The following is a 25589-nucleotide window of genomic DNA, read 5'->3' as shown; positions in this document are numbered from 1 at the left end:
ATGGATAAGAAGAAACAGCCCATATCGTCGTTCACAATTATTGTCGCCTTTGTCTGCATTGCCTTGGCGGGGATCGCTTTTGTGCCTTTATTGCCCATTAAGCTCTCTCCCTCGCGCGTATTGCCTCAGTTGACAGTCAGCTATAACTTCCCGAATAATTCCGCCCGTGTCATCGAGATGGAGGTCACCTCGCGTCTGGAGGCCATGCTGGCGCGTATCAAGGGAATCCGTAATATCAACTCCACATCCGGCAACGGCTGGGGACATATCACCCTGGAGCTCGACAAACATACCGATATCGACGCTGCTCGCTTTGAGGCATCCACCATTGTGCGGCAGACCTGGCCCAGCCTGCCCGACGGGCTGAGTTACCCCGTTCTTGAGATGCGCCGTCCCGACGAGAACGACTCCCGCCCGTTTATCAGTTACACACTGAATGCGGCTGCCACCCCTATCTTTATCCAACGCTTTGCCGAGGAGCAGATCAAACCCCGGCTGGCCAGTATCCCCGGCATCTACCGCGTAGATGTGAGCGGTGCCACACCGATGGAATGGCGCTTAGAATACGACAGCCGCCAGCTCACCGAGGTAGGCGTTTCCCTGAATGATATTCAACAGGCCATTTCGCAATACTATCAGAAAGAATTCTTAGGCATCGCCCTGACCGAAGGAACCGAATCGACGGAGGAATGGATACGCCTGGCATTGGTGCCCGAATACAGCGACAACGGATTTGATGCGACCCGCATCACCCTTACCACCAACACGGGCCAACTGATCCGCCTCGACCAGCTCGTAAAGGTGTCCCGTCAGGAAGAGGCGCCGCGCAGCTATTTCCGTATCAACGGGCTCAACTCGATCTACCTCTCGATCCGAGCCGATGAAATGGCCAATCAATTGGATCTGGCCAAGAAGGTAAAAGAGGAGATGGATCATATCCGCACCATCCTTCCGAGCGGCTATGAGGTGCATACCAGCTATGACGCCACAGAATATATCCAGAAAGAACTGGATAAGATATATCTCCGTTCCGGCCTGACCTTGCTGATCCTCTTGTTGTTTGTCTTATTGATCACGCGCAACTTCAAATACCTCTTATTGATTGCTATCAGCATAGCTGTCAATCTGGGCATAGCTGTTATCCTCTACTATCTTCTGAAGCTGGAGATACAGCTCTATTCACTGGCCGGTATCACGATCTCGCTCAGCCTGATCATCGACAACACCATTGTCATGACCGACCACATCCGCAACCGCCACGACCGGGGTGCTTTCCTGGCTATCCTGGCGGCTACGCTGACCACCATGGGGGCACTCTCGATGATCTTCTTCCTCGACGAACGATTGCGCTTGAACCTGCAGGATTTCGCAGCGGTCGTGATCATCAACCTGGGCGTTTCCCTACTTATTGCCCTCTTCCTCGTACCGGCCTTAATCGATAAGATGGGGCTTTTGCGGAAAAAGGAAAAAGCGAAGCAGCCCCGCCGGCGCTTTGCCCGTGTGCGACGTTTCCTGAAACGTTTCCCGGTCTACTTCACCCGTTATTACCAGGCACAGATACGTTTCCTGGTACGCCATCGCGTGATTGCCATCATCGCCATTATCCTATTGTTCGGATTGCCTGTCTTTATGCTGCCCGACAGGATCGAGCTCAATGATGCCAAGCGAAATAATATGTCACCCTTACAGATCTCTTTGGCAGAGAAATACAATACAATTGTTGCCAAAGAGACCTATAAAGAGAAGATCAAGCCGATCATCGAAAAAACATTGGGAGGCACGCTCCGCCTGTTTGTGCAGAAGGTGTACAACGGCAGTTATTTCACCCGTAGCGAAGAGGTCGTACTGACCATTACGGCATCGATGCCCAACGGAACTACGCTTGATCAGATGAATCATTTGGTCAAACAGATGGAGTCCTACCTGAGCACGCATAAAGAGATCCGCCAGTTCCAGACAAGCGTAAGCAGTCCCCGTCAGGCGCGCATTCAGGTCTATTTCACCCGCGAAAGTGAACGCACCGGGTTCCCTTATACGCTGAAGAGCCAGGTGACCAGCCGGGCAATCGAGCTGGGTGGCGGCAGTTGGGCTGTCTATGGATTACAGGATCAGGGATTCAGCAACGATGTGCGCGAGAGTGCCGGGAGTTACCGCATTGTGATGTACGGATACAATTACGACGAACTGTTTGAGTGGGGGGAAAAGCTGAAAGCAAAGCTGCTCGGCAACCGCCGTATCAAAGAGGTATTGATCAATTCGGAATTTTCCTGGTATAAAGACGATTACCAGGAGTTCTCTTTCAACCTGAACAAGGCCCGCATGGCGCAGGAGAACATCCTTCCGATCCAGCTTTTTGCCTCTATCCGCCCGGTGTTCGGCAAAGATATGGCAACGGGAAGCGTGATTGTAGATAACGAAACCGAACGGCTGAAGCTCAATTCGCGTCAATCCCAGGATTTCGATATCTGGAATATGCAATATATCCCCCAGCTTGTCAACGGGAAGTATTACAAATTGGCAGAGCTGGCCGAGGTCGAAAAAGGGCAAATGCCTCAGCAGGTAGCCAAGGTGAACCAGCAATACCGCCTTTGCCTGCAATACGAATATATCGGTGCCAGCAACCAGGGTATGCGTATTCAGGAGCGGACACTCGAAGAGTTCAATGTCGATTTGCCTATGGGATACACAGCCGAGCGGGAAGGTAGCTCCTACTACTGGGGCAAAAAGGACAACAAGCAATACCTGCTTTTATTATTGATTATTGTGATCATCTTTTTTACGACGAGTATCCTTTTCAACTCCTTCAAACAACCACTGGCGGTTATCTTTGTGATTCCCATCTCTTATATCGGAGTGTTCCTCACCTTCTATTGGTTCAAACTCAATTTCGACCAGGGAGGGTTTGCCTCTTTCGTTTTGCTTTGCGGGATCACGGTGAATGCCAGCATCTACATTGTGAACGAATACAACCAGCTCCGTGAACGTCATCCGCTGATGTCGTCCCTCAGGCTCTATCTAAAGGCCTGGAACGCCAAGGTAACCCCGATCTTCCTGACGGTGGTCTCCACGGTTTTGGGTTTTATTCCCTTTATGGTAGGCACCACAAAAGAAGCCTTCTGGTTCCCCCTGGCTGCCGGAACCATCGGCGGACTGATCATGTCGGTCATTGCTATCTTCTTCTTCCTGCCCATCTTCTCGCTCAACAAAAAAGTAATAGGAGTGAAAGTAAAAAAGAACCGGAAAAAGAAGAAAGAAGAAGTAGTTCCGGAGGGTTAACAATCGAGACAGGGTGCCGGAATCCTGTGAACACCTTCCAGGCCGGATTTTTTCGCTGACCCGTTGTCTCTCTCGAAATGTTAAAATCGCGATTGTAAGCAAAACGGCCATTTTGCTTACAAATCCATACGTTAAAAAGTGTTTCTCCCGGGAGTTTGTCTCCAAAGTCCCGCTTTTTTGCGCGCAAAGTCGGTCGGAAATTACAAATCGTAAATTGGCGGTTTTGCCAAAAATGAGCGTTTTAATATTTGTTTACATTTTCATAGAACAACTAAATCATTACATAATAGGAGGCTTTAATGTAGTTCAAGCAAGCCTGGCTCTGTATTCAACTTTCACTATCTTTTCATAAGATAGGATGCATTTCGGTAATCTTCACTATCTTTGCACTTTAAAAGAAAAAGGGCTTATGGCATTTACAAATAATGTGATGATTGTGCGCCACGAACTGCTGGCGCAATTGGTCGAACTATGGAAAAATAATCTTTTACTAACCGGGATAGATCGTTTGCCTATCCAACTGACTCCCCGCAGAGCTAAAGTACAGGGACGCTGTTGTGTGCATAAGGAGCGTGCCGTGTGGAAATACAAAACCCTTCCGCTTTTGGGATTCGATATGACCGATGAGGAGGATGAACTGACGCCGCTTTCCGAATATGCCAAAAAAGCTTTGTTACGAGATGAAAACAAGAAAGAAAATCTATTGTGTGTGATCGACGAGGCCTGTTCGTCGTGTGTATCGGTCAATTATGAGGTGACGAATCTCTGCCGCGGCTGTGTGGCTCGCAGTTGTTCTTTCAACTGTCCGAAAGACTCGATTAGTTTCCAGAAAAACGGGCAGGCACAGATCGACCATGAAACCTGTATCAGCTGTGGTAAATGCCAGCAAAATTGTCCCTACCATGCGATTGTCTATATCCCGATTCCCTGCGAAGAGGTGTGCCCGGTCAAAGCCATCACGAAGGATGAATATGGGGTGGAACATATCGACGAATCGAAATGTATCTATTGCGGCAAATGTATCAATGCCTGTCCTTTCGGTGCTATCTTTGAGATATCCCAGGTGTTCGACATACTCCAGAGCCTGCGCAACAAAGAGCAGATGGTAGCCATCGTGGCTCCGGCTATCCTGGGGCAGTTCAGCGTGCCGGTCGAGAATGTGTATGGCGCTATTCGCGCGTTGGGATTTGCCGATATCGTAGAAGTGGCGCAGGGGGCGATGGAAACCACCCGTCATGAAGCGAAAGAGTTTGCGGAGAAGATGAAAGAGGGACAGCCTTTTATGACTACCAGCTGCTGTCCTTCCTACACCCAACTGGCCGACAAGCATATTCCCGACTTGAAGAAATACATCTCCGACACCCCTTCACCCATGTATTATACGGCGAAATTAGTCAAAGAGCAGTATCCCGACGCGAAGATTGTGTTTATCGGCCCGTGTGTCGCCAAGCGCAAAGAGGTGAAGATGAACGAGGATGTCGATTATTGCATGACTTTTGAGGAGATCGCTTCGGTATTGAAAGGCATGGATATCCGGGTGGAAGAGGTGGAAGGCCTTAGTCCGGCGGCGGTGGCCTCCCGCGAGGCGTATGGGTTTGCCCAGTCGGGCGGCGTGATCAATGCCGTGAAGTCCTATCTGCGCGACGATAGTGTCAATGCCGTACAGATTGCCAATCTGACCAAAAAGAATGTATCTTTACTGCGCGCCTATGCCAAAACGGGAAAAACGCCGGCGCAATTCATCGAAGTGATGGCCTGCGAAGGAGGTTGCGTGACCGGTCCTTGTACCTTTGCCGATAAGATGTCGGGGCAAAAGCAATTAGTGAAAGAATTGACCCGTTTATGAATGATATACAAATAAAACACTGTGGATTATGGACTCTTTGTTACCTTATGCTCTTTTATGTTTTACCTCTTTCTTTACCCTGACCAATCCCTTGGGCACCATGCCGGTTTTTCTGACAATGACCAGCGGCATGGACGAGCAGGAGCGGCAGCGGATTGTGAAGCGGGCTACGATTGCCTCTTTCATTACCCTGATGGTTTTCACCTTCTCGGGGCAGCTTTTGTTTAAATTCTTCGGGATCTCTACCGATGGTTTCCGCATTGCGGGCGGGATTATCATTTTCGCTATCGGCTACGATATGTTGCAGGCGAAGTACGCCAGTGCGAAGCTCAAGAAGGAGGAGATTAAGACCTATGTGAATGATATCTCCATTACACCGTTGGCTATCCCGATGATGTGCGGGCCGGGCGCGATTGCCCAGGGCATTATTCTGATGGAGGATGCCCATACGTATGCCATGAAGGGGACATTGATCGGGATGATTGCGGTGGTTTATTTCATCACCTACCTGATACTACGCGCCTCGACACGCTTAGTGAAGGTATTGGGCGAGACGGGCAACAACGTGATGATGCGCCTGATGGGGCTGATTCTGATGGTGATTGCCGTGGAATGTTTCGTCGGGGGGGCGCGGCCTATCTTGATTGATATATTGAGGCAAGCAGCGAATTAACCAACTCTTTCTCCATAAGGGTCTGACCTTTCATCGGGAAACTGTCGGCCACCGACAGGGCTTTCTCGCAACAGGCGGCCGCCTCTTCTTTGTTTTCATGGAGATAATAGGCTACGTATGCTTTGATGCGGTGGCCGCTCATATCGTTTTCTTTCTCTAACCGCTGTTTCACTATATCGTAAAACGCTTGCGCCTTCTCTGTTTCGCCTAACAGACAGTAGGCGCAGACAAACTCCATCTTCATCGGAATCTCGACGGCCGTAGGGATGGTGTCAATATGTTTCTCCATCAACCGACAGCAGTGGGTCACCTTCTCCTTGTCATCCCGGTCGAGGGCGTTGAACAGGTGGTAGATAATGCGGTAGATAAAGAACTGGTTGGGTTCGTTTTCCTCTTCCAATGGCTGGTTCAACAAAGCAATATCGCGGGGGCGCACGCCGACGACCATTTGTTGCATAACCGTATTCAGGAAGGTCATGTCTTTGGCCAATTCCTCTTTACGCAATATGCTGAAGATAATTTTGCCGTCGGTAGGGTTGTTTTGTACGATGCGTGGCAGTAGATTCGTTATGCCCAGGAGGATAGATATGATGCCGAAGATCCATAAAGCCACGGTCAGGTTGGCGTGCCAGGCCGGAAACAGGCAGGCGAGGAGTATGGTAATCGCTCCGGTCAGTATATTGGTTGTCACACCTCCCGCGTAATAGAGGATATGTTGGCTATCCTGCAGCTCTCCTTCGGGTGGCATCATCATGCAAAGGCCTGCGTATCCAACCGCCTTCTCGAATGCAAGTTTGTATTTCCCGTTCTCATATTTGTAACAAAGCGGCCCGAATTTGAGCATCAATAACTTGTATCCCGAGAGTTTTCCAAACAGGAAATGCCCGATCTCATGCAGTTGTATCGCCAGGATAAACGAGAGAAAAACCCAAACACCCAATAGGATGACGCCGATCCACCCCATTTCTTTCATGTTCGTAGCCACATAGATGCCGATAAAGGCACCGATTCCCATCGTTACAAGGAATAAAAGAATGTTTCTTATAATCCCTAAAGTTTTCTCTTTCATCAATAGTCGTTGTCGGTAAGGAACTGAATCATTCGCTCGATAGCCCGGCTACAGGCAGGGCAGAAGGGAGCATAATCGCGCATCATGCAATGGTCAACCGGGCGATAGATGCCTTTTGCCAGGTAGCCTCCACCTTCAAACACGCCCAGGCTGTTGCGGTGGGCATCGTCGAGTGGTGTCGGAATCGGCGTGCCAGCCGGCAAGATGTTTTTCCATTTATGGTCGAAATCGACCAAGGTGGTGATATTAGGCTCCCATGGCTCTATGTTCAGGGGATAGAAATCATCGCTATAAGCCACTTCCGACGAAAAATATTCGTCGGCCAGCCCGGCAAAACTATGTCCGAACTCATGCACAAACACGACAGCGGTACGCTCATTGTCGGCTGTTCCCATCGCGTAGAAGTTATACATCCCGCCACCACCGTAGGTATCGGTATTGACCAATATGAAGATTGCATCGCAGGGAACGTTCCATACCGCGTCGCGTATCGGCTTCATGTCCTGCGTGGTCAGGTAGCGATCGACGCCGAAGGTGTAATAACCTGAGTTGAGGGCGGTATTGCGAAACACCCCTTTTCCGCTGATATCCGTACCGGCCTCTTCCGAAACCAGGTGAACACCCCATACATTAAAGGCATCCCGGTGTTTGTCGAACGGCGGAGTCTGAAACAATGACTCGGTAAAACGGCGGGCATCGGCGGCAAATTTCTCCTGATCGGCAGCCGTATAACCTTCTGCCAGAAAGACCAGGTCGATCTTTTCGTGGGAGTCGCCTTTGTGTTGTATCTGGGTTATCCTGTTTTCATTCAGTGGACTGCGGTCGATAAAGATACTGGTTGGATCCACCTCTAAGCGAAGGAGCGGAGAAAAGAGGCTGGTAGCCCGGTTGCGCGCGGTGATTTCGACGGTGACAGGTGCTTTGGGATAGGGAATTTGCAATCCGTTGTTCCACGACTGCGTTTCCGTTTTGGCCTGATCTGTCGTCAGCCACTCTTCGAAAAGTGTATTGAAACCGCGGGAATAGATCAATGTTTCGGTGGCTTTATCATATACATTGATGTAGTATCCGCCATAGCCGAACTTATCGATTAGGTTGGTTTTCGGGCCTGCCCAGATGGGCTCTTCGCGAAGTTGCTGCAGGGCAGCCGCCTGAAACTCGCTATTGCCGCTCAGGGCGAAGTCGATACGCAGGCTTTTATCTTCAAAGTATTTCTCAAAAGAGGTTTGTGCCGATAGATTACAAAGGGAGGCGACGGTGCAGAATGCAATAAGGATAACTCTTTTCATGCGATTATTATTTGTGAATTGTGTAGCAGCAAAGATACATAAATCCTATTATCTTTGTCAAAACTATCGTTTAGAGTAAACCACTTTTGAATCAATTTAAAATTATTTATTATGAGAACAGTAAGTAAAGCATTGTGTGTTGCTTTTGTTGTAATGGGAACCATGAATCTGCAAGCGCAAGGATTCCCTAATCCGCAGGATATTCCTGCAGCCCAATCCATCTCTTCCAAAGTAATCCCCCTCGACCTTTCCGGCGAAGTGGATAAGAATCAACAGCCGACTGTAGAGGTGGAGGTCAAAAAGGATATTGTCTATGCGCATCGCGATGGGATGGATCTACACCTGTATGTTTACATTCCGAAGGATACCACCGATCCGCTTCCCTGTATTGTTTATGTGCCGGGATCGGCTTGGATGAAGCAGAATCTCGACATGGCAACGCCTAACCTCATACGGCTTGCTGCCCGGGGATATGTGGTGGCCAGTGTGGAGTATCGTCCTTCTTCCGTAGGTAAATTCCCGGCACAAGTGCAAGATGCCAAAAGTGCCATTCGTTTTATGCGCAAAAACGCCGCAACCTATCATGTGGATGTGGATAATGTGTTTGGCTGGGGCGACTCTTCAGGGGGACACACCTCGCTTTTCATGGGCTTTACGCAGAATCATCCGGAACTGGATACCGACCTTTACGGTGAATATTCAAACAAGGTGAATGCGGTTGTGAACTTCTTTGGGCCATCTGAACTGGTCAGAATACCGGAGTTCCAGACGATGAAGTTCCCCGGTGCCTCGCCCGAAGAACAGCTTATCGGAGCGAATATTGCCGAAAACCAAGATTTGGCGCGTAAGGCAAGCCCGATCTATTATGCAACGCCCGACGATGCTCCCGTGTTTATGGCGCATGGCGACCGCGACCCCCTTGTGCCTCTCCATCAGAGCGATTTAGTAGCTGAAGCATTAGACAAGGCCGGCATACCGTATGAATACTACTGTGTGCTTGGAGCAGGACATGGCGGCCGGGAGTTCTGGTCGGATACGATGTTGGATAAGATAGAGCTGTTTCTGAAAAGATATATGGTAGGAGAGCGGTAGGCTGTCAGCTTTGTTACTTAATTTCTTATTTTTTAAAGGAGGGGATGCGCTCGGACAAGCCCTCACGCTGGGCACGGCAACGTATTCACAACCATTTTCGATGTTTTCCTGTTCTTTAGATAGGTTATTTATTTATGAACAAAGAAAACAATAGATAGTTATGAAAACAATTTTACGATTTTTATTTCCGTTGAAACCGGACAACAAGGAGTATTCTCTCTTTTTATTAGTCTTTCGCATTTTATTTGGCGTCTTATTGATGACACATGGTATACAGAAATGGATGAACTTCTCGGAACTATCCCAGGTGTTTCCTGACCCGCTGGGGGTAGGCAGTCCGGTCTCGTTGGGGCTGGCGATCTTTGGGGAAGTGGCCTGCTCCATCGCGTTTATCCTGGGAGCGTTTTATAGATTGGCAGTGATCCCGATGCTATTCACCATGATGATTGCCTTTTTTGTGATCCATGGCGGCGACCCTTTCGCAGCGAAAGAACTGGCATTTGTCTATATGATCGTCTACGTGATCCTATTCATGGCCGGCCCGGGCAGATATGCCCTCGACAGGGTCATAGCCAAAGCCGTAGCCGGGAAGAAGTAGAATATACACCCTGAACCCTATAGATAAGTAAGAGTATCCCCTTCACAGCAAGAAAAGAGGCAGGTAGGTACACAATGTTGTAACTTAATTATGTATATTTGTTGTTCGATTTGAAAAAAGTACGCCGTATTTTGGAGTAAAGGATTATGAGGACAACCATTCTTATCATTATACTCTTCTTGTGTCTTCCTGTTTGGGGACTTGCGCAATCGGGGAAACTATTCTCTGCCGACCGTGAGTTGTCGAACAGCCTGATCTATGATATGCTACAAGACAAGAATGGTATTATCTGGATCGCTACGGAAGATGGACTGAACAGCTACGACGGAGCCAAATTCACAATCCACAAACAGGACAAAAACGACCCTTCCTCTCTGGGCAACAACTTTACCAGAGTCTTGTTTGAAGACAGCCGGGAGAACTATTTTGTAGGCCTCTTTCATGGCTTGCAACTATATGACTATGCAACGGATACCTTTACGGATATTCCTATGTATTTGAGTAGCGGGGAGATCGTAAAGCCACATATCACCTCTATTCTGGAAAGGAAAAACGGGGAGATCCTGATCAGTACCACCGGGCAGGGTATCTATACATTGGTCACTGGAGAAGGCGATCTATATGCAAAACAGGTCAACTGGGTGGCTCCCAGTATCTATATTACGACCTTATATGAAGATAAAAACGGGAACATCTGGGTCTCTACGGAAGATAAGGGGCTTTGCCGGCTGAGTGAAGGGAATAAGCTAACAAGCTATTTTAGGGATAACGACTTGGTATTGAATAATATCTCCTGCATCCGTGAAGACAGTGAGGGAAATCTATTGATCGGAAGCCTCTCGGATGGTCTCTTCTTATACGACGAAGAAAAGGATCTGTTCCGTCCTATCCCTTACAAAGGAGCACAAAAACTCTCGGTCAAAACAATCTATGTAGAGAATCCGAAAGAGATTTATATCGGAACGGATGGGCAGGGGCTGAAAGTTTACAAAGCCAAAGAGAAGAGAATAGTAGATAGCGGCTTTGACGTAACAATTGTTGATTTCGACAATTCCAAAATACACTCGATCCTGAAAGATAACTACGGCAATATGTGGATAGGAATTCACCAGAAGGGTGTTTTGTTGATTCCTGCCAAAACAAACAAATTCAATTACATTGGGCATAAATCCATTAAGAACAACATCATCGGGAACAGCAATATCACCGCCATCAGCCAGGACAACGACGGCTCTTTCTGGGTCGGCACAGACAATAGTGGCTTGTACCACATCACGCTCGATGGACAATTACTGAACCATTTCCCCTATACCGGAAAGGAAAATTCGATACCGCCCTCTATCATGTATCTTTTGGAAGACTCCAATCATGATCTTTGGCTCGCTTCCTATCTGCACGGAGTGGGTAAGGTGAATAAGAAAACAGGAGACTATCACTACCTGCCCGACTTTGTCGACGAAAACGGCAGTCCGATACAGCGGATTTACTGCCTGAACGAAGATGAAAACAAGAACCTTTGGATTGGAACGATCGGAGCTGGGCTGTACAGTCTGGATCTGCGTACGAACCGAATCACGAACCACAATCAGCCGAAAGCGACCGATCAGGAGGGAGAGGATAATTATTTAATCAATTATTGGGTGTCCGCCCTTTTGTTTTCCGAAGACAAACTGTATATAGGCACATTCAATGGCCTGGCATGCCTCGATCTGAAAACAAATAATTACACCTCGACCTTTGGTGACCATCGCCTGCTCCCGGAAATAGCCATTTACGACTTGTATGATGATGAGAACGGATTCATTTGGATCGGCACCTCTGAGGGATTGTTCTCTTACGACAAAACCATGGGCACGATCCGGGAATACACTACACATGAAGGTCTGCCCAACAATGTGATCTGTGCTATTACGGGCGATAAGGACAGTAATCTGTGGCTCAGCACCCACTATGGCCTCTCGCAATTCAGTCTGAACAATAAGAGTTTCATCAATTATTATGCCAACGACGGCCTGCAAGGCAATGAATTCTCAAAGCGGGCTGCCATTGCCGACCGGCAGGGACAACTCTTTTTCTGCGGCTTGAACGGTATCACCTACTTCAATCCCCGCGACATCATTTACGAAGAGAAAAAAATGGATATCCGCATCACCGATTTCTATATCAACGACACACCTGTGCGGAAAGGAACGAAATCGGGATCGCACACGGTGATTAATACCTCCGTTATGGATGCCTATCAATTCAATCTCTCCTACCGGGACAATTCGTTTAGTTTGGAGTTTTCTGTAATGGAATTCCATAACCCGGAACGGATCTCCTATATGTACAGCGTAAACCAGGAAAACTGGATGAGCCTTCATTCCGGAAACAACCGCATTACGTTCAGTAATCTCTCGCCGGGCAAATACAATTTCAGGATAATCGCAAAAGATTACAATTTTTTTTCAAATGAAAAAGTGATCACAGTTATCATCTCCCCTCCCTGGTACCAGACCTTGTGGGCGCGGATCGCGTATATTCTTATCGGCCTGTTTATGGTGTTTCTATTGGTTATGTATCTCAGACAACGTTATCGCTCGCGCCAAAATATATTGGAACACCAGCACGCAAAAGAGCTAAATGAAGCCAAACTCCAATTCTTTATTAATATTGCGCATGAGATCCGGACGCCCATATCACTGGTCATCAGCCCGTTGAAAAAACTAATAACAACAGATCCGGATGGTGAAAGGCAAAAAAGCTACCAGACAATTCAGCGTAATGCCGTGCGTATCCTAAATCTCATCAACCAACTGATGGACATCCGGAAGATCGACAAAGGGCTTATGACACTAAGGTTTCAGGAGGTGGAGATCATTTCTTTTATCTATGACCTCTATTCCTATTTTGAATACCCGGCGAAGGTGAAGAATATCCGGTTCGAACTTCAAACAGAGTTGAAAGAACTTCCGGTCTGGGTCGACCCGAAGAACTTCGATAAAATCATCATGAATATCCTCTCTAATGCGTTCAAATATACCCCTGATGGCGGTGAAATCACCATTTATCTGAGAACGATCGAGGCCGCCCGCGAATTGAATGATTACGAGGGATACCTGGAAGTGGCCATTTCCGACACGGGTGTTGGCATTAAAGAAGAGGATAAAGAGCGTATTTTCGATCGTTTTTACCAGATACACAACAACTATAATACAACCAATGTAAGCACAGGGGTCGGCCTACACCTGACCCGTTCCTTAGTAGAGCTTCACCATGGTTATATATGGGTGGAAGACCATGCACCGGAAGGTTCCAGCTTTATCCTGCGTATCCCGTTAGGCAACAGCCATCTGCATCCGGATGACATAGAGGATAATCCGGAAATGTCGCAAAACAAATATCACCTCTTCGACAGCCTGTCGGTTCCATCGATTCAGGAAGAGAGCGTCAAAATGAAATCGAAATCAAAGCGCCGTGTCATGGTAGTCGACGACGACGACGAGATCCGCCAATATATATGCCAGGAGTTGGGTGACGACTTCCACATGGAGGAATATCCGAATGGTAAGGAAGCCTTGAACGCCATCCTGAAGAAGGCGCCCGATTTGATTATCAGCGACGTGATGATGCCGGAGATGGACGGGATCACCCTGTGCCGGAAGATCAAGCAGAATATCAATATCAACCATATCCCTGTGATACTCCTGACGGCCAAATCAAACGAGGAAGACAACCTGGAAGGATTAAATATCGGCGCTGACGCCTTTATTCCCAAACCATTCAATATCGATATCCTGCGTAGTACGGTAGAGAATATCATCTGGAACCGCGACATTCTCCGCAACACATTCAAAGGCAATCAGCAACAGGAAGACAAGGTGCGTAAGATCACGATTAAGTCGGCCGACGAGAAGCTGATGGAGCGGGTGATGAAGGTGATCAACGACAATATGTCGAATCCGGAATTAAGCGTAGAGATGATTGCAGACCGCGTCGGGATCAGCCGGGTTCACCTGCATCGCAAACTGAAAGAATTGACCAACCAGACCACACGCGACCTGATTCGCAACATTCGTCTGAAGCAGGCAGCCGACCTGTTGGCCAACAAAAGTCTTTCTATTTCGGAGGTATCGGAGGCTACCGGTTTTACCAACCTGAGCTATTTCTCCAACGCCTTTAAGGAATTATACGGCATGTCGCCCAGCGCCTACATGGAACAGCATGGTCGTTAGGCAAAGTAGTTTCAAAAAAAATCTCTCCCCCGACTCTCTCCTCACCTATCTTTGATTATAAACGCAAGACTCCAGTGACTGTTAATAAAAATAGACAGGAACATTTTTTAGGCTTATTTATTATATGAAATAAATGATGGCTATGTTTTTCAATTACTTTTGCGCCTACGATCATTTCGTATCTATTATTCAACACACTATTTATTCAGATGAAAAAGAAATTGATGACTTTGTTACTTGCACTATGCTGTGCCACATCTTTGTTTGCCCAGCCCGCAAGCGTGTCGTCCTTTACGGTAAAAGGACAGGTGATTGACTCGCTTTCCAATGAAAGTGTACCCTATGCGACCATGAAATTTGCCTTAGCTGCTTCTCCCCAGCAAGCAGTGAAAATGTTGGCAACCGATGATGACGGGAAGTTCGAGGCTATCCTGAATGCGCCGGGCGATTATGTGGTAACTATCCAGTTTGTCGGGAAACTACCGGCAGAGAAGAAGTTTACGCTCACAGCCAATGACAAGACAAAGAATCTGGGCATCGTCTATATGGCGGAGAATACCCAACAATTGGAACAGGTGACCGTAACAGCTCAGAAACCGTTGGTGAGGGTCGATATCGACAAGCTCACCTATAGCTTGGAGGAAGACCCGGAGTCGAAGGTAAACAACACATTGGAAATGCTACGGAAGGTGCCGATGGTGACTGTCGATGGGGAAGATAAGATCCAACTGAAAGGTTCAAGCAACTTTAAGATTTACATGAACGGTAAGCCTTCCAATATGCTGTCAAGCAATAATGCGTCGGATGTATTGAAAAGTATGCCGGCGAGTTCGGTGAAAGACATTGAGGTGATTACCGATCCGGGTGCGAAGTATGACGCAGAGGGCATTGGGGGTGTGATCAATATCATTACCCACAAGACCAGCTCGATGCAGGGTGTAATGGGGACGGTGAATGCAAACGTGGGCAGTTTCGGCAGTTATGGCGTCGGAGGTAATCTAACGACAAAGATCGGCAAGCTGGGCATAACCGGTTATTATAATTTCAACGAACAGCGTCGTCCCTGGGGAGAGGTTGAGTCGACGCGCGAAAACATTGGACCGCTCACCAGCCTGACTACCCAAAAAGGACGAAGCAAGAGCCATGGTCCTTTCCAATACGGAACATTGGAGATAAGCTATGAGATCGATTCGCTGAATTTGTTGAGTGTTGGAGGGAATATTTATCGGGGAGATTTTAAAAGTATTTCCGAATACGATGTGCTTTCAAAGAGCAATATGGACTTTTATAACTACAGCTATTTGCGCAAAACAGATTCCGATATGGATTATGGATCGATCGATGTCAATGTCGACTTCCAGCATTCGACACATAAAAAGGATGAGTTACTAACATTTTCTTATCGATTTAGTAACCAACCCGACAACTCCGAATCGTATTCTCACCTCTATGATATGGTTAATTTTTATGATTCCATCGCCTATCCGAAATGGAGTAAAAACGACGCGCATACGAATGAACATACGGCGCAAATCGACTATACCACGCCCACCGGAAAGAATCAGACACTCGAAGCCGGGTTAAAATACATCATGCGTGAAAATAATAGTGAAAGTTTTGAACGCATCTTCCGGGGTGATGCTGTCGGTTGGGTAGATACAATCCGTCCTATGCGCGACTTGAATCACCTTCAACATATCTACTCCGGATATTTCTCGTATGCCTGGCGATTGAAGAATTTTGGTTTCAAAGCGGGAGTTCGTGCCGAAGGAACATCGTTGAATGTGAAGTATCCCGATTCGCCTGAAGCGAATTTCAAGAATAACTATTTTGACGTTGTTCCCAATGCCACAGTCTCTTATATGATAGACATGACACAGCAGTTGCGTTTTGGCTATAATATGCGTATTTATCGTCCGGGGATCTGGTATCTTAACCCCTATGTAAACAATATAGACCCACAGAATATATCATATGGGAACCCGAATTTGAATTCGGAAAAGAGCCATGGCTTCAACCTGAATTATAGTATGTTCAGACAGAAATTCAACCTTAACGCAAGTGTGAATTACAGTTTCGTGAACAATTCCATCGAGCGTGTCACTTTTGTAGACGAGTCGACGGGGGTTAATGTGTCGACATATGAGAATATTGGCAAGAGCCAGAGTTTGGGTCTATTCCTGTATGGGCGTTGGAGTCCGTTGAAATGGTTCAATGTTTCGCTGAACGGAGGTGCCAGCTATGCCAATCTGGATGGTGGTAATACGGGCTATGCCAATAAGGGATGGGGCGGACAGGCCTTTGGTTATATGCAATTTATACTGCCTAAAGACTTCAATATCGGCTTGAATGCGGGAGCTTTTTTCCCACCGGTTCAGTTGCAGAGTAAAACAGACCCCTACTCTTTCAGCAGCATTTCGATCAATAAATCTTTCTTAAACAAGAACTTAACAGTCTCGCTCTCATGTCAAAATCCACTTCAAAAGAATATGACCATGAAGAGTTCCATGACAGGCACCCAGTTCAACCAGGAAAGTATCAACCGTATTCCGATGCGTGAAGTCAGACTGCGTGTTTCCTATCGCTTTGGAACACTTAAGGAACAAGTGAAGAAGGTGCGCCGCGGTATCAGTAACGACGATACAAAAGCCGGCGGAAGCGGTAGCGGAAGCACCGGTGGATCGGTAGAAGGACAGGTACAGTAAGAGGGAGAAAGGAAAAAGGAGAAGGGAGAAAGGGAGAAGGTATAACTGCCCTTTCTCCTTTCTCCCTTCTCCTTTTTTCTCAATAGTTTATACCTTCTTCGCCCGGAAAGGTGCTTTGATTACCTGTGCTTTCAGGTTGCGGTTGCGCACCTGGATAAAGAATTCCGTACCTACTTTGGTATATTCCGGTTTAACATACCCCATACCGATTCCCTTTTTCAGGAAAGGAGACATGGTGCCTGAGGTTACTTCACCGATCACGTTGCCTTCCGCATCAACGATTTCATACCCGTGACGGGGTATGCCTTTGTCGATCATCTCGAACGCGCAAAGCTTGCGGGTAACGCCCTCTTTCTTCTGGCGTTCCAATTCGGCGCGGTTGATAAAGTCTTTGCCTTCTACAAATTTGGTGATCCAGCCTAAGCCCGCTTCAATGGGTGAAGTGGTGTCGCTGAGGTCGTTGCCATAGAGGCAGAAACCAGCTTCCAGGCGCAAAGTGTCGCGGGCACCCAAACCAACCGGTTTGATGCCTTCCGGTTTGCCGGCTTCGAAGATGGCATTCCAGATCGTCATCGCGTCGCTCGGATAGAAATAGAGTTCAAAACCACCCGCTCCGGTATATCCGGTGTTGGAAATGATCACATTCGGACATCCGGCAAATTCACCTGTCACGAATGAGTAGTAAGGAATAGCCGACAGATCAATCGGTGTAAGGCGTTGCAGAATGACTGTTGCCTTCGGTCCCTGGATGGCCAATTGGCCAATGTTGTCGGAAGAGTTTTCAAGTTCGGCTCCTACCGTGTTGTGGCTAACACACCAGTCCCAGTCTTTCTGCAGGTTGCCGGCATTGACTACCAACAGATACTTCTCCGGATCGTAGCAATACACCAAGAGGTCGTCGACAATACCACCCGTTTCGTTCGGGAAACAGGCATATTGTATCCTACCCGGTTCCAGGGCTGCTACGTCGTTGGAGGTTATTTTCTGCAAAAAGGCCAGGGCATTCGGACCTTTCACCCAGAACTCGCCCATGTGGGATACGTCGAACACGCCGGCGCCTTCTACCACCGTCATGTGTTCGTCAATGATACCGGTATATTCAATAGGCATATTGAAACCGGCAAACTCGTGCATCTTAGCACCTAATGCGATATGCACATCGGTAAATGGAGTCGTTTTCATACAGATGTTTTTTGTTTATTATTGTTGAGCCAGTAGCTCGATTATTTTCTGAATTGTTTGTCTGCTCTTATCCAGTGAAGGAACCGGCAGGTATTCGTAGCGCCCGTGGAAGTTATGCCCACCGGCAAAGATATTCGGGCAGGGAAGTCCCATGAAAGAAAGACGCGCTCCATCGGTTCCTCCGCGGATCGGCTTCACAATCGGCTTTACACCCACTGCTGTCATCGCATCGAAAGCCAGGTCGATGATATGCTGTTGCGGAGCAACGATCTCTTTCATATTATAGTATTGATCGCGCATTTCCAAAGCAGTGCTACCAGGACACTTTTCATTCATCCGGCTGACCAATTGCCGTATGTTCTCTTTCTTCTTTTCAAAGAGGGCACGATCGTGGTCGCGGATAATATAAGAGAGGCTGGCCTCTTCCACCGATCCCGACATAGCAGTCAGGTGATAGAACCCTTCGTATCCACTGGTCGTTCCCGGACGTTCGGTCGCCGGCAGCCAGGAGGCAAACTCAGTTGCCAACAGCGAGGCGTTGATCATCTTATCTTTAGCCGTTCCGGGATGCACATTCAATCCTTTAAAGGTTATTTTAGCAGCGGCGGCGTTGAAGTTTTCATACTCCAGTTCCCCGATCTGCCCACCATCTATCGTATAGGCCCAGGCACAGCCAAACTTCTCCACATCGAAATGATCGGCGCCTTGGCCAATCTCTTCGTCGGGCGTGAAGGCGATGCGTATCTTGCCATGTGTCACTTCCGGATGAGTCAGAAAATAATCCATAGCGGAAACGATGGCCGCAATGCCCGCTTTATCGTCGGCACCCAATAGGGTTTGTCCGTTTGTTACGATGATATCCTGGCCGATATAGTCCGACATCTCCGGGAACATCTTCGGAGAAAGCACCACACCGTCGGCTTCCGAGAGGATAATATCGCCTCCTTCGTAGGCTACGATGCGGGGTTGCACATGCGCACCCGACATATCAGGGCTGGTATCCATGTGTGCAATAAAACCTATTGTCGGGATTTCTTTATCGGTATTGGCCGGCAGAGTGGCCATCAGGTAACCATTCTCATCGAGTGTTACCTCTTCCAACCCCAGGGCCTCAAGCTCTTTGGCCAGGGCTTCGGCAAACACCTTCTGCCCGGGTGTGCTGGGTGTTGTTCCTGTCTCTTCATTGGATTCCGTATCGTAAGAGACGTAGTTTAGAAAGCGTTTAACAGTAGTCATAGATGTAAGATAAATTGATAATGGATAATGGATAATTGATACGACATCCTTCATTATCAATCATCCATTATCAATTATCCATTAATTAAAAATAGCTGCTTCCATCGTAGCAATGCGTGCAAACACACTCTCTGGGCAATCCGATGGAGGCGATTAAGTCTTCAATTGTATTAAACTTCAATGTTGTAATATTGAGTTTCCGGCGTATGCAATCGATCATGGTATGATATTGCTCCGACCCTGTCGTGGCATACTTATCCAGATCTTTGGAGGCATCTCCTTCGAGTTCCTGAATGATACGACGTGCGATCAGCTCCATCGACGATTTGGATGCCGTGAAACCGAGGAACGGACAAGAATGAAGGATCGGCGGACAGCCCAGGCGCATATGCACCTCTTTGGCACCGTATCCGTACAGGATATTCACATTGTCGCGCAACTGGGTACCACGCACGATGGAGTCGTCACAGAAGATAACCCGCTTGTTGCGCAGGAGTTCCCGGTTGGGTATCAGCTTCATCTTTGCCACCAGGTCGCGTACCGACTGGTTGGCGGGTGTAAAGCTACGTGGCCAGGTCGGCGTGTATTTGATAATGGCGCGGCGGTAAGGGATTCCTTTGCCTTCGGCATAACCCAATCCCATGCCAATGCCGGAATCGGGGATAGCGGCCACATAGTCGGCCTCGACATCGTCCTTTTTGGCCATCGCCATACCGCTGGCATAACGAGCCGCATCAACGTTGATCCCTTCATAATCGGATACCGGATAGCCATAATAGACCCAAAGGAAAGAGCAAACCTGCATCTTCTTATTGGGTGCTCTCAGTTGTGTCATCGAATCGGCGGTCAATAACACCGCTTCACCCGGTCCTACGTTGTATTCCAGCTCGAAGTTCAGATTCGGGAAGCTACAAGGCTCGCTCGACGCGGCATAGGCTCCCTCTTTTCGCCCGATCAATACAGGGGTGCGTCCGTATTTGTCGCGGACGGCAATCAGCCCGTGTTCGGTCAGTATCAACATCGAACAGGATCCTTTGATCTTTTTCTGTACGATCTCGATCCCTTCGGTAAAAGATTTTCCCTGGGAGACCAAAAGAGCGATCAGTTCTGTCTGGTTGGTTTGTCCAGAACTAAGTTCGGTGAAATGGGCGCCTTTATCGAGCAACTCTTTTTCCAGTTCATCCAGGTTGTTCACCCGCGCAACGGTTACGATAGCAAACTTCCCCAGATGGGAGTTGACGAATATCGGTTGCGGATCCGTATCACTGATGATCCCTATGCCTGAGTTTCCTTTGAATTTATCCAGGTCTGCCTCGAAACGGGTACGGAAATAGGAATTTTCCAGATTATGGATTGAACGTCTGAAGATGCCTTCATGAAGCGTTGCCATCCCCCCTCGCCGGGTACCTAAATGTGAGTTGTAATCTGTGCCATAGAAGAGATCGGTAGCACAAGCCGATTTTGATATAGTTCCAAAAAAACCACCCATTGTGTCTTTGTTGTTAAGCTATTATTATTCCGGACACAAAGGTAAGAGTTTATTTTCAGATACGAGGAGTCTTTCGATAGATTACGCGCGGAGATATTCCATTCATTTCAAAAACAGCTCAGCTATACGGAGAATTCTATCGTCGATGGGCATCGACAGTACTGTCGAAGCGCATGGACAGTTCTGTCGATGGGCATGGACAGTACTGTCGATGCCCATCGACGATAGAAAACTCCCCGAATTGTTACATATTCATCCATTTACAAAACAGAACTTTCAGGCAGGTTTGAAACAAATTTCTATATTTGCCTTAATTTATGTATTAAAATCACTACAGAAAAAATCAATTGACACATGAAGAGACAGAGCTTATTAATCTTGACCATGCTACTATACGTAGTATGCGGTTTTGCACAAAAGAACATCCGTACGAAAGAAAATTTTGACTTCGACTGGAAATTTATTCTGAACGAAGACAACCCGAAATATGCCGAACCTCAATGTGCCGATGCTAACTGGCAAAATGTGCAACTTCCGCATGACTGGAGCATTGAACTGAATTTCGAACAGTCGGTCGGTGGCTCTGCGGCTTTTCTTCCGGGAGGGATTGGTTGGTATCGCAAAACGTTTCAGGTGCCCAATGCGCAGAAAGGGGAAAATATATCCATTCTGTTCGACGGGATTTTCCATCAAAGCGATGTCTACATCAACGGACACCACCTGGGACATCGTCCTTACGGGTTTTGCAGCATAGAATACGACCTGACTCCCTATCTGAAATTCAACGAGGAGAATGTCATTGCCGTACGCGTCGACAGAACCGGTGGCAGTGCCCGTTGGTATGCCGGTTCGGGCATCTATCGCCACGCCTGGCTTCAGATGGTCAGCCCTGTACATATTCCCACCTACGGCACCTACGTAACCACTCCGACGGTCGAACCCAGCCAGGCAGAGGTCAAGGTGGTGACTACGGTAAATAACAATAGCCAGCGGGAGGAGACCATCACCGTGTCGCAACGCATCCTCAACGCCGCCGGCAAAGAGATGGCCAAGAGCAACCGCGAAAAGGCAACGCTCAACGCCCAGGCGTCGGTCGACGTCGAACAGTCATTTTCGATAACAAATCCCCAGTTGTGGTCGGTCGATGAGCCGGTAATGTACACCATGGAAACCACTGTGCGCGCAGGCAATAAAGTGGTGGATGTCTACACCACGCCATTTGGTATCCGCACCATCCGATTCGATAAGGAGAAAGGATTCTTCCTCAACGACAAACACATGAAATTGAAAGGATTGTGTCTGCATCAGGATGCCGGAAGCATGGGAGCCGCCGTGCCCGACCGTGCCGACGAACGCCGTTTGGAGATATTGAAGGAGTATGGCTGTAATGCTATTCGTACGGCACACAACCAGTTTACACCTGAGTTTCTCGATATGTGCGACCGGATGGGATTTGTCGTGATTGCCGAAGCTTTCGACAAGTGGAAATCGGGCTATTACGAAAAGTTTTTCGATGCGTGGTGGGAACGTGACCTGGAGAATATGCTGCTTCGCGACCGCAACCATCCCTCGATTATCCTTTGGAGCATCGGCAACGAGGTGCAGGAGGCCTGGGATGAAGACCAGACGGATGCTGTTGCCCGTGCGAAGATGTTACAAGATTTTGTACACCGGATGGAACCGACACGCCCCGTCACCATGGCGGCGCAAAACAACCACCGCGTGGAAATCGCCGGCGTGACCGACGTGATAGGCTACAACTACCTCGAAGCACGCATGGTGAGCGAGAAGCAGAAATATCCCGAACGGATCGTCCTGGTGTCGGAAGAGCTCCCCTATTTCAGCGGGGAAGAGGGCAATATCCGCAGCTATACGCCGATCAATCCTTGGAATACGGTGGCAGCACACGACTTTATCGCCGGAGGATTCATCTGGTCGGGAGTCGATTATCTCGGTGAAGCGAGCTGGCCGAGCAAAGGATGGCCCAACGGGTTGTTCGATATCTGTATGAACGAAAAACCACGCGCCGCCTACCACCGTGCCATGTGGAACGAGACCCCGCTGGTGAGTATCGCGGTAGTCGACGCCTCCCTCGACATCGACCATGGGCGCGACCTTTGGCAATGGCCTAAGATGGCGTCGCATTGGAACTTCCCCAACAGCTATATCGGACAGATGATGGAGGTGCGCACCATCACCAATTGCGAACGGGTGGAAATGTTCTACAACGACCGGTCAATGGGCGTATTGAAAACAGCCGACTTCACCAATAATACGATCGTATGGCATCTGCCCTACCAACCCGGCAAGCTCGAGGCGAAAGGATTCAACGGCAACCAGGAGGTGGCTACCTATACGCTTGTTACCACCAAAGGAACCCATAAAGCCGTATTGACCCCCGACGTCACCACGATCAAAGCCGACGGGCAAGACCTGTCGCATATCATGATCCACCTGGAGGATGAAAACGGAAACTTAGTACAAACCGACAACCGCAAACTGACTGTAACGGTCGAAGGTGAAGGCCGCTTCCGGGCACTCGACAGTGGCGAACTGCGTCGCGAAGGCAAATTTGGCGGCAACACACGGAATACCTATTTCGGCAAAGCCCTTGTCGTAGTGCAATCGACCCGCAAACCGGGAAGAATCAAGGTAAACGTAGCAGTGGAAGGAATCGCAACTCCCTATACAGTAGAGATAGAAAGCAAGTGAGGTGTTCGCCTCTTTGAAATAGAAAACCCCGGGAATCCAAGAGATTCCCGGGGTTTTTATGGTTTTATACGGTTGCGTTTACTGTTTATTCGGCAACAAGCGTAACGCGGTATGTTTTCAGTACACCGTTGTAATTGTATTGCACAACAGCCGTTCCGAAAGGGGTATCAGCCTGGGTCACTACCACCTTAACCGACGGATCGCTCGCAGTTGCAGTCACCATCGTACGTCTTCTGGGTGAAGGAGCACCGGTAGTTGCCGGCACTTTATAGAACGCTTCATACAGATCGTAACCTGTAATACCGTTTACATTGGTTGAACGTACCGGCGTATTAGGCAATTCTATTTCTTGTCCGTTAACTGAAATGCTTACCGTAGGAGGAACAGGACGAACGATTGGCTTCGAATCCGAGCTGAATCCAAGACCCATCAGGTCGAAAAGTTCGTTAGAACTACCACCTTCAGCCACCAAGAAAATAGCATGCTTGCCATCCAATTTATCCACAAAATTGGCCACATCAATCGTGAATTGGGTTGGCTCTTGTGCAGCATTGGCAGGAACTACTATCTCACCTATCTTTTTGCCTTTCCAAGGTGCGTTTTTCCAAGGACCATCCAACCAAACGTTTATTTTGAAAGTCTCGTTTGTTTTCGGCGTAAGGAAAAGGTTGAACGCGGTATTATTACCCGGTTTGGTTCCTTCAAAAGGTTTCAATCCCTTCTGGGCTTTGTCTAATCCACCGAAACCGAAGTATTTATACCCGATGATATGTCCGTTCTTTACATTCGCAATAGGCATATGGTTGTCCCATATATCCCATGAATCTTGCTGAATACCTATATCCGACAGGTAGCAAGCGTATCCGGCAGAGTAATATTGATAAGGATCCAATCCGTAGAGATGGAAACCTTCCGAGGTTACTTCGGCTCCGGTATATTCGTTGCCTTTCTTGTCTTTCGCTGTCCATTTGTTGTCTTTCGCATACGGATCGTAAGCACGGATCGTCACCTTACCACCTTCAGCCACCGGTTTCTCATCCCAATCGATGATGACGGGTGCTACCATGGGCTGACGGGCATTACCGAATCCTCTCGGCGGACGGTGATAGAAGGCATACCATTGGTCGTTAATCAACTCGATACTACCATGTGTGTTATGACCGGGACCTGTGGTCACCAACGAAGAACCATCTTGATTCACCACCGGTGCGCGGGAATCAACCAATACGCCACCACTTTTCCAGGGACCCAGCGGGGTATCGCCATAAGCATAACGCAAGGCAGAGTTGGTGCTGCTCAAGCCATAATCAGGCCCTGAGTAACCGCTGTAAATCGTTACATATTTGTTTCCAACCTTACGGATAGAAGAGGCTTCGAAGAAGTTGAAACGTCCAAGATCTTCTCCCGGATAGATATGCGGATAGGTCGTTCCTTCCGGATCACGAAGTACACCGTAACGGGTACTGGAAGGCATGAAATAAGGAACAATCTGGGTGCCGGGACGTACGGAATACATCGTATTCTGATCCAATTGAGCTGCCAGCGAACGTTGGAATCCCCAGAAACCATACGCTCTGAATCCAATATTATAATCGGGATCGTTCGGATCGGTTACATACTCAATGTAGATCGAGGGGTCGAATCCCAGAATACTTCCTTCAACCACGCCCGATCCGTCTTCTGTCATATTGATCGGTGTGAAAGGACCATCCGGGCGACTACCTTTCGCCACCATCGGTTCACGTCCTCGTCCCCGGCTATGCGGATAGAGATAATATTCTTTTGTACCGTCTTTACGTCTTACTTCAACCAGGTCGGGAGCATACATCACATCCCATTGTCCTTCTATCGGGTAGGTAAAGATAGGCCCTTCGTCGCGCCAACTCGACAAATCCTCTACGGGTGCCGACCAAGCACGAATATCCGGACCACAATAACTTCCGAAACGCACATCGTGCGATCCGATAATATAGGCGCGGTATTTGCCTGGATTGTCAGGATCTTCAAAAACACGTGGTTCTCCATCCGGCACGTGCTCCCACAACGGCAGATAGGGGTTCCCCGCTCCGTGGTGCACAAATTTATTACTCTTCGGCAGGTTGCCTTGTCCTTTCGATTCTGCTATGGAAAACAGAAACAATGCGGCAAACAATAGCATCATTTGCCCCTTTTTACACACAAAATTAATATTCATAATGGTTTTACTAT

At 48.2% G+C, this 25589-nt stretch carries 14 protein-coding genes; 8 read left to right on the top strand and 6 right to left on the bottom strand.

Annotated elements, in window-relative coordinates; all coding sequences use genetic code 11:
- The 3 genes from M2137_RS10535 to M2137_RS10525 all read left to right on the top strand — a co-directional run bounded on the left by M2137_RS10535 (position 1) and on the right by M2137_RS10525 (position 5795).
- The gene (locus tag M2137_RS10535) at positions 1-3276 is read left to right on the top strand and encodes an efflux RND transporter permease subunit (protein ID WP_280766399.1); all 3276 of its coding nucleotides are present in this window, start codon (positions 1-3) and stop codon (positions 3274-3276) included.
- A 409-nt stretch (positions 3277-3685) separates the two neighbouring features.
- On the top strand, positions 3686-5122 hold the full coding sequence (locus M2137_RS10530) for a monomeric [FeFe] hydrogenase (protein ID WP_280766398.1): 1437 nt from the start codon (positions 3686-3688) through the stop codon (positions 5120-5122).
- Between the two features lie 28 nt (positions 5123-5150).
- Positions 5151-5795 carry a MarC family protein gene (locus M2137_RS10525; protein WP_280766397.1) on the top strand — a complete coding sequence of 215 codons (645 nt, stop codon included), beginning with the start codon at positions 5151-5153 and terminating at the stop codon, positions 5793-5795.
- Here M2137_RS10525 and M2137_RS10520 read toward each other — a convergent pair.
- Positions 5758-6864 (bottom strand): M50 family metallopeptidase, encoded by a 1107-nt coding sequence (locus tag M2137_RS10520; protein ID WP_280766396.1) that lies wholly within the window; start codon positions 6862-6864, stop codon positions 5758-5760. The two genes, M2137_RS10525 and M2137_RS10520, sit on opposite strands and share 38 nt — an antisense overlap.
- On the bottom strand, positions 6864-8153 hold the full coding sequence (locus M2137_RS10515; protein ID WP_280766395.1) for a M64 family metallopeptidase: 1290 nt from the start codon (positions 8151-8153) through the stop codon (positions 6864-6866). The genes M2137_RS10520 and M2137_RS10515 overlap by 1 nt, the downstream gene beginning before the upstream one ends.
- Positions 8154-8264: 111 nt before the next feature.
- Between M2137_RS10515 and M2137_RS10510 the strand changes: the two genes are divergently transcribed.
- The 4 genes from M2137_RS10510 (at position 8265) to M2137_RS10495 (ending at position 16762) form a co-directional block, all read left to right on the top strand.
- A complete protein-coding gene (locus tag M2137_RS10510) occupies positions 8265-9245 on the top strand; it encodes an alpha/beta hydrolase (RefSeq protein WP_280766394.1) in 981 nt (326 codons plus the stop codon).
- A 160-nt stretch (positions 9246-9405) separates the two neighbouring features.
- On the top strand, positions 9406-9843 hold the full coding sequence (locus M2137_RS10505) for a DoxX family protein (RefSeq protein ID WP_280766393.1): 438 nt from the start codon (positions 9406-9408) through the stop codon (positions 9841-9843).
- A 146-nt stretch (positions 9844-9989) separates the two neighbouring features.
- On the top strand, positions 9990-14057 hold the full coding sequence (locus M2137_RS10500) for a two-component regulator propeller domain-containing protein (RefSeq protein ID WP_280766392.1): 4068 nt from the start codon (positions 9990-9992) through the stop codon (positions 14055-14057).
- A gap of 209 nt (positions 14058-14266) precedes the next feature.
- Positions 14267-16762, top strand: a complete 2496-nt coding sequence (locus tag M2137_RS10495) for an outer membrane beta-barrel family protein (RefSeq protein ID WP_280766391.1) — start codon at positions 14267-14269, stop codon at positions 16760-16762.
- A gap of 87 nt (positions 16763-16849) precedes the next feature.
- Here the strand turns inward: M2137_RS10495 and gcvT are convergent, their stop codons facing one another.
- From gcvT to M2137_RS10480, 3 genes are all read right to left on the bottom strand, one after another.
- Positions 16850-17944 (bottom strand): glycine cleavage system aminomethyltransferase GcvT, encoded by a 1095-nt coding sequence (gene gcvT, locus M2137_RS10490; RefSeq protein ID WP_280766390.1) that lies wholly within the window; start codon positions 17942-17944, stop codon positions 16850-16852.
- 18 nt (positions 17945-17962) lie between these two features.
- Positions 17963-19180, bottom strand: coding sequence for a peptidase T (gene pepT, locus M2137_RS10485; RefSeq protein WP_280766389.1), 1218 nt, complete (start codon positions 19178-19180; stop codon positions 17963-17965).
- Between the two features lie 85 nt (positions 19181-19265).
- Positions 19266-20669, bottom strand: coding sequence for an amidophosphoribosyltransferase (locus M2137_RS10480; RefSeq protein WP_280766388.1), 1404 nt, complete (start codon positions 20667-20669; stop codon positions 19266-19268).
- Between the two features lie 354 nt (positions 20670-21023).
- Between M2137_RS10480 and M2137_RS10475 the strand changes: the two genes are divergently transcribed.
- Positions 21024-23381 (top strand): glycoside hydrolase family 2 TIM barrel-domain containing protein, encoded by a 2358-nt coding sequence (locus M2137_RS10475; protein WP_280766387.1) that lies wholly within the window; start codon positions 21024-21026, stop codon positions 23379-23381.
- Between the two features lie 85 nt (positions 23382-23466).
- Here the strand turns inward: M2137_RS10475 and M2137_RS10470 are convergent, their stop codons facing one another.
- Positions 23467-25575 carry a hypothetical protein gene (locus tag M2137_RS10470; RefSeq protein WP_280766386.1) on the bottom strand — a complete coding sequence of 703 codons (2109 nt, stop codon included), beginning with the start codon at positions 25573-25575 and terminating at the stop codon, positions 23467-23469.
- Positions 25576-25589: the final 14 nt, after the last annotated feature.

It is taken from the genome of Parabacteroides sp. PFB2-10 (assembly GCF_029893085.1).
Lineage (GTDB): Bacteria > Bacteroidota > Bacteroidia > Bacteroidales > Tannerellaceae > QVMG01.
The sequence above is the reverse complement of the archived record's forward strand: the minus strand, read 5'-3'. Positions and strand labels throughout refer to the sequence as shown.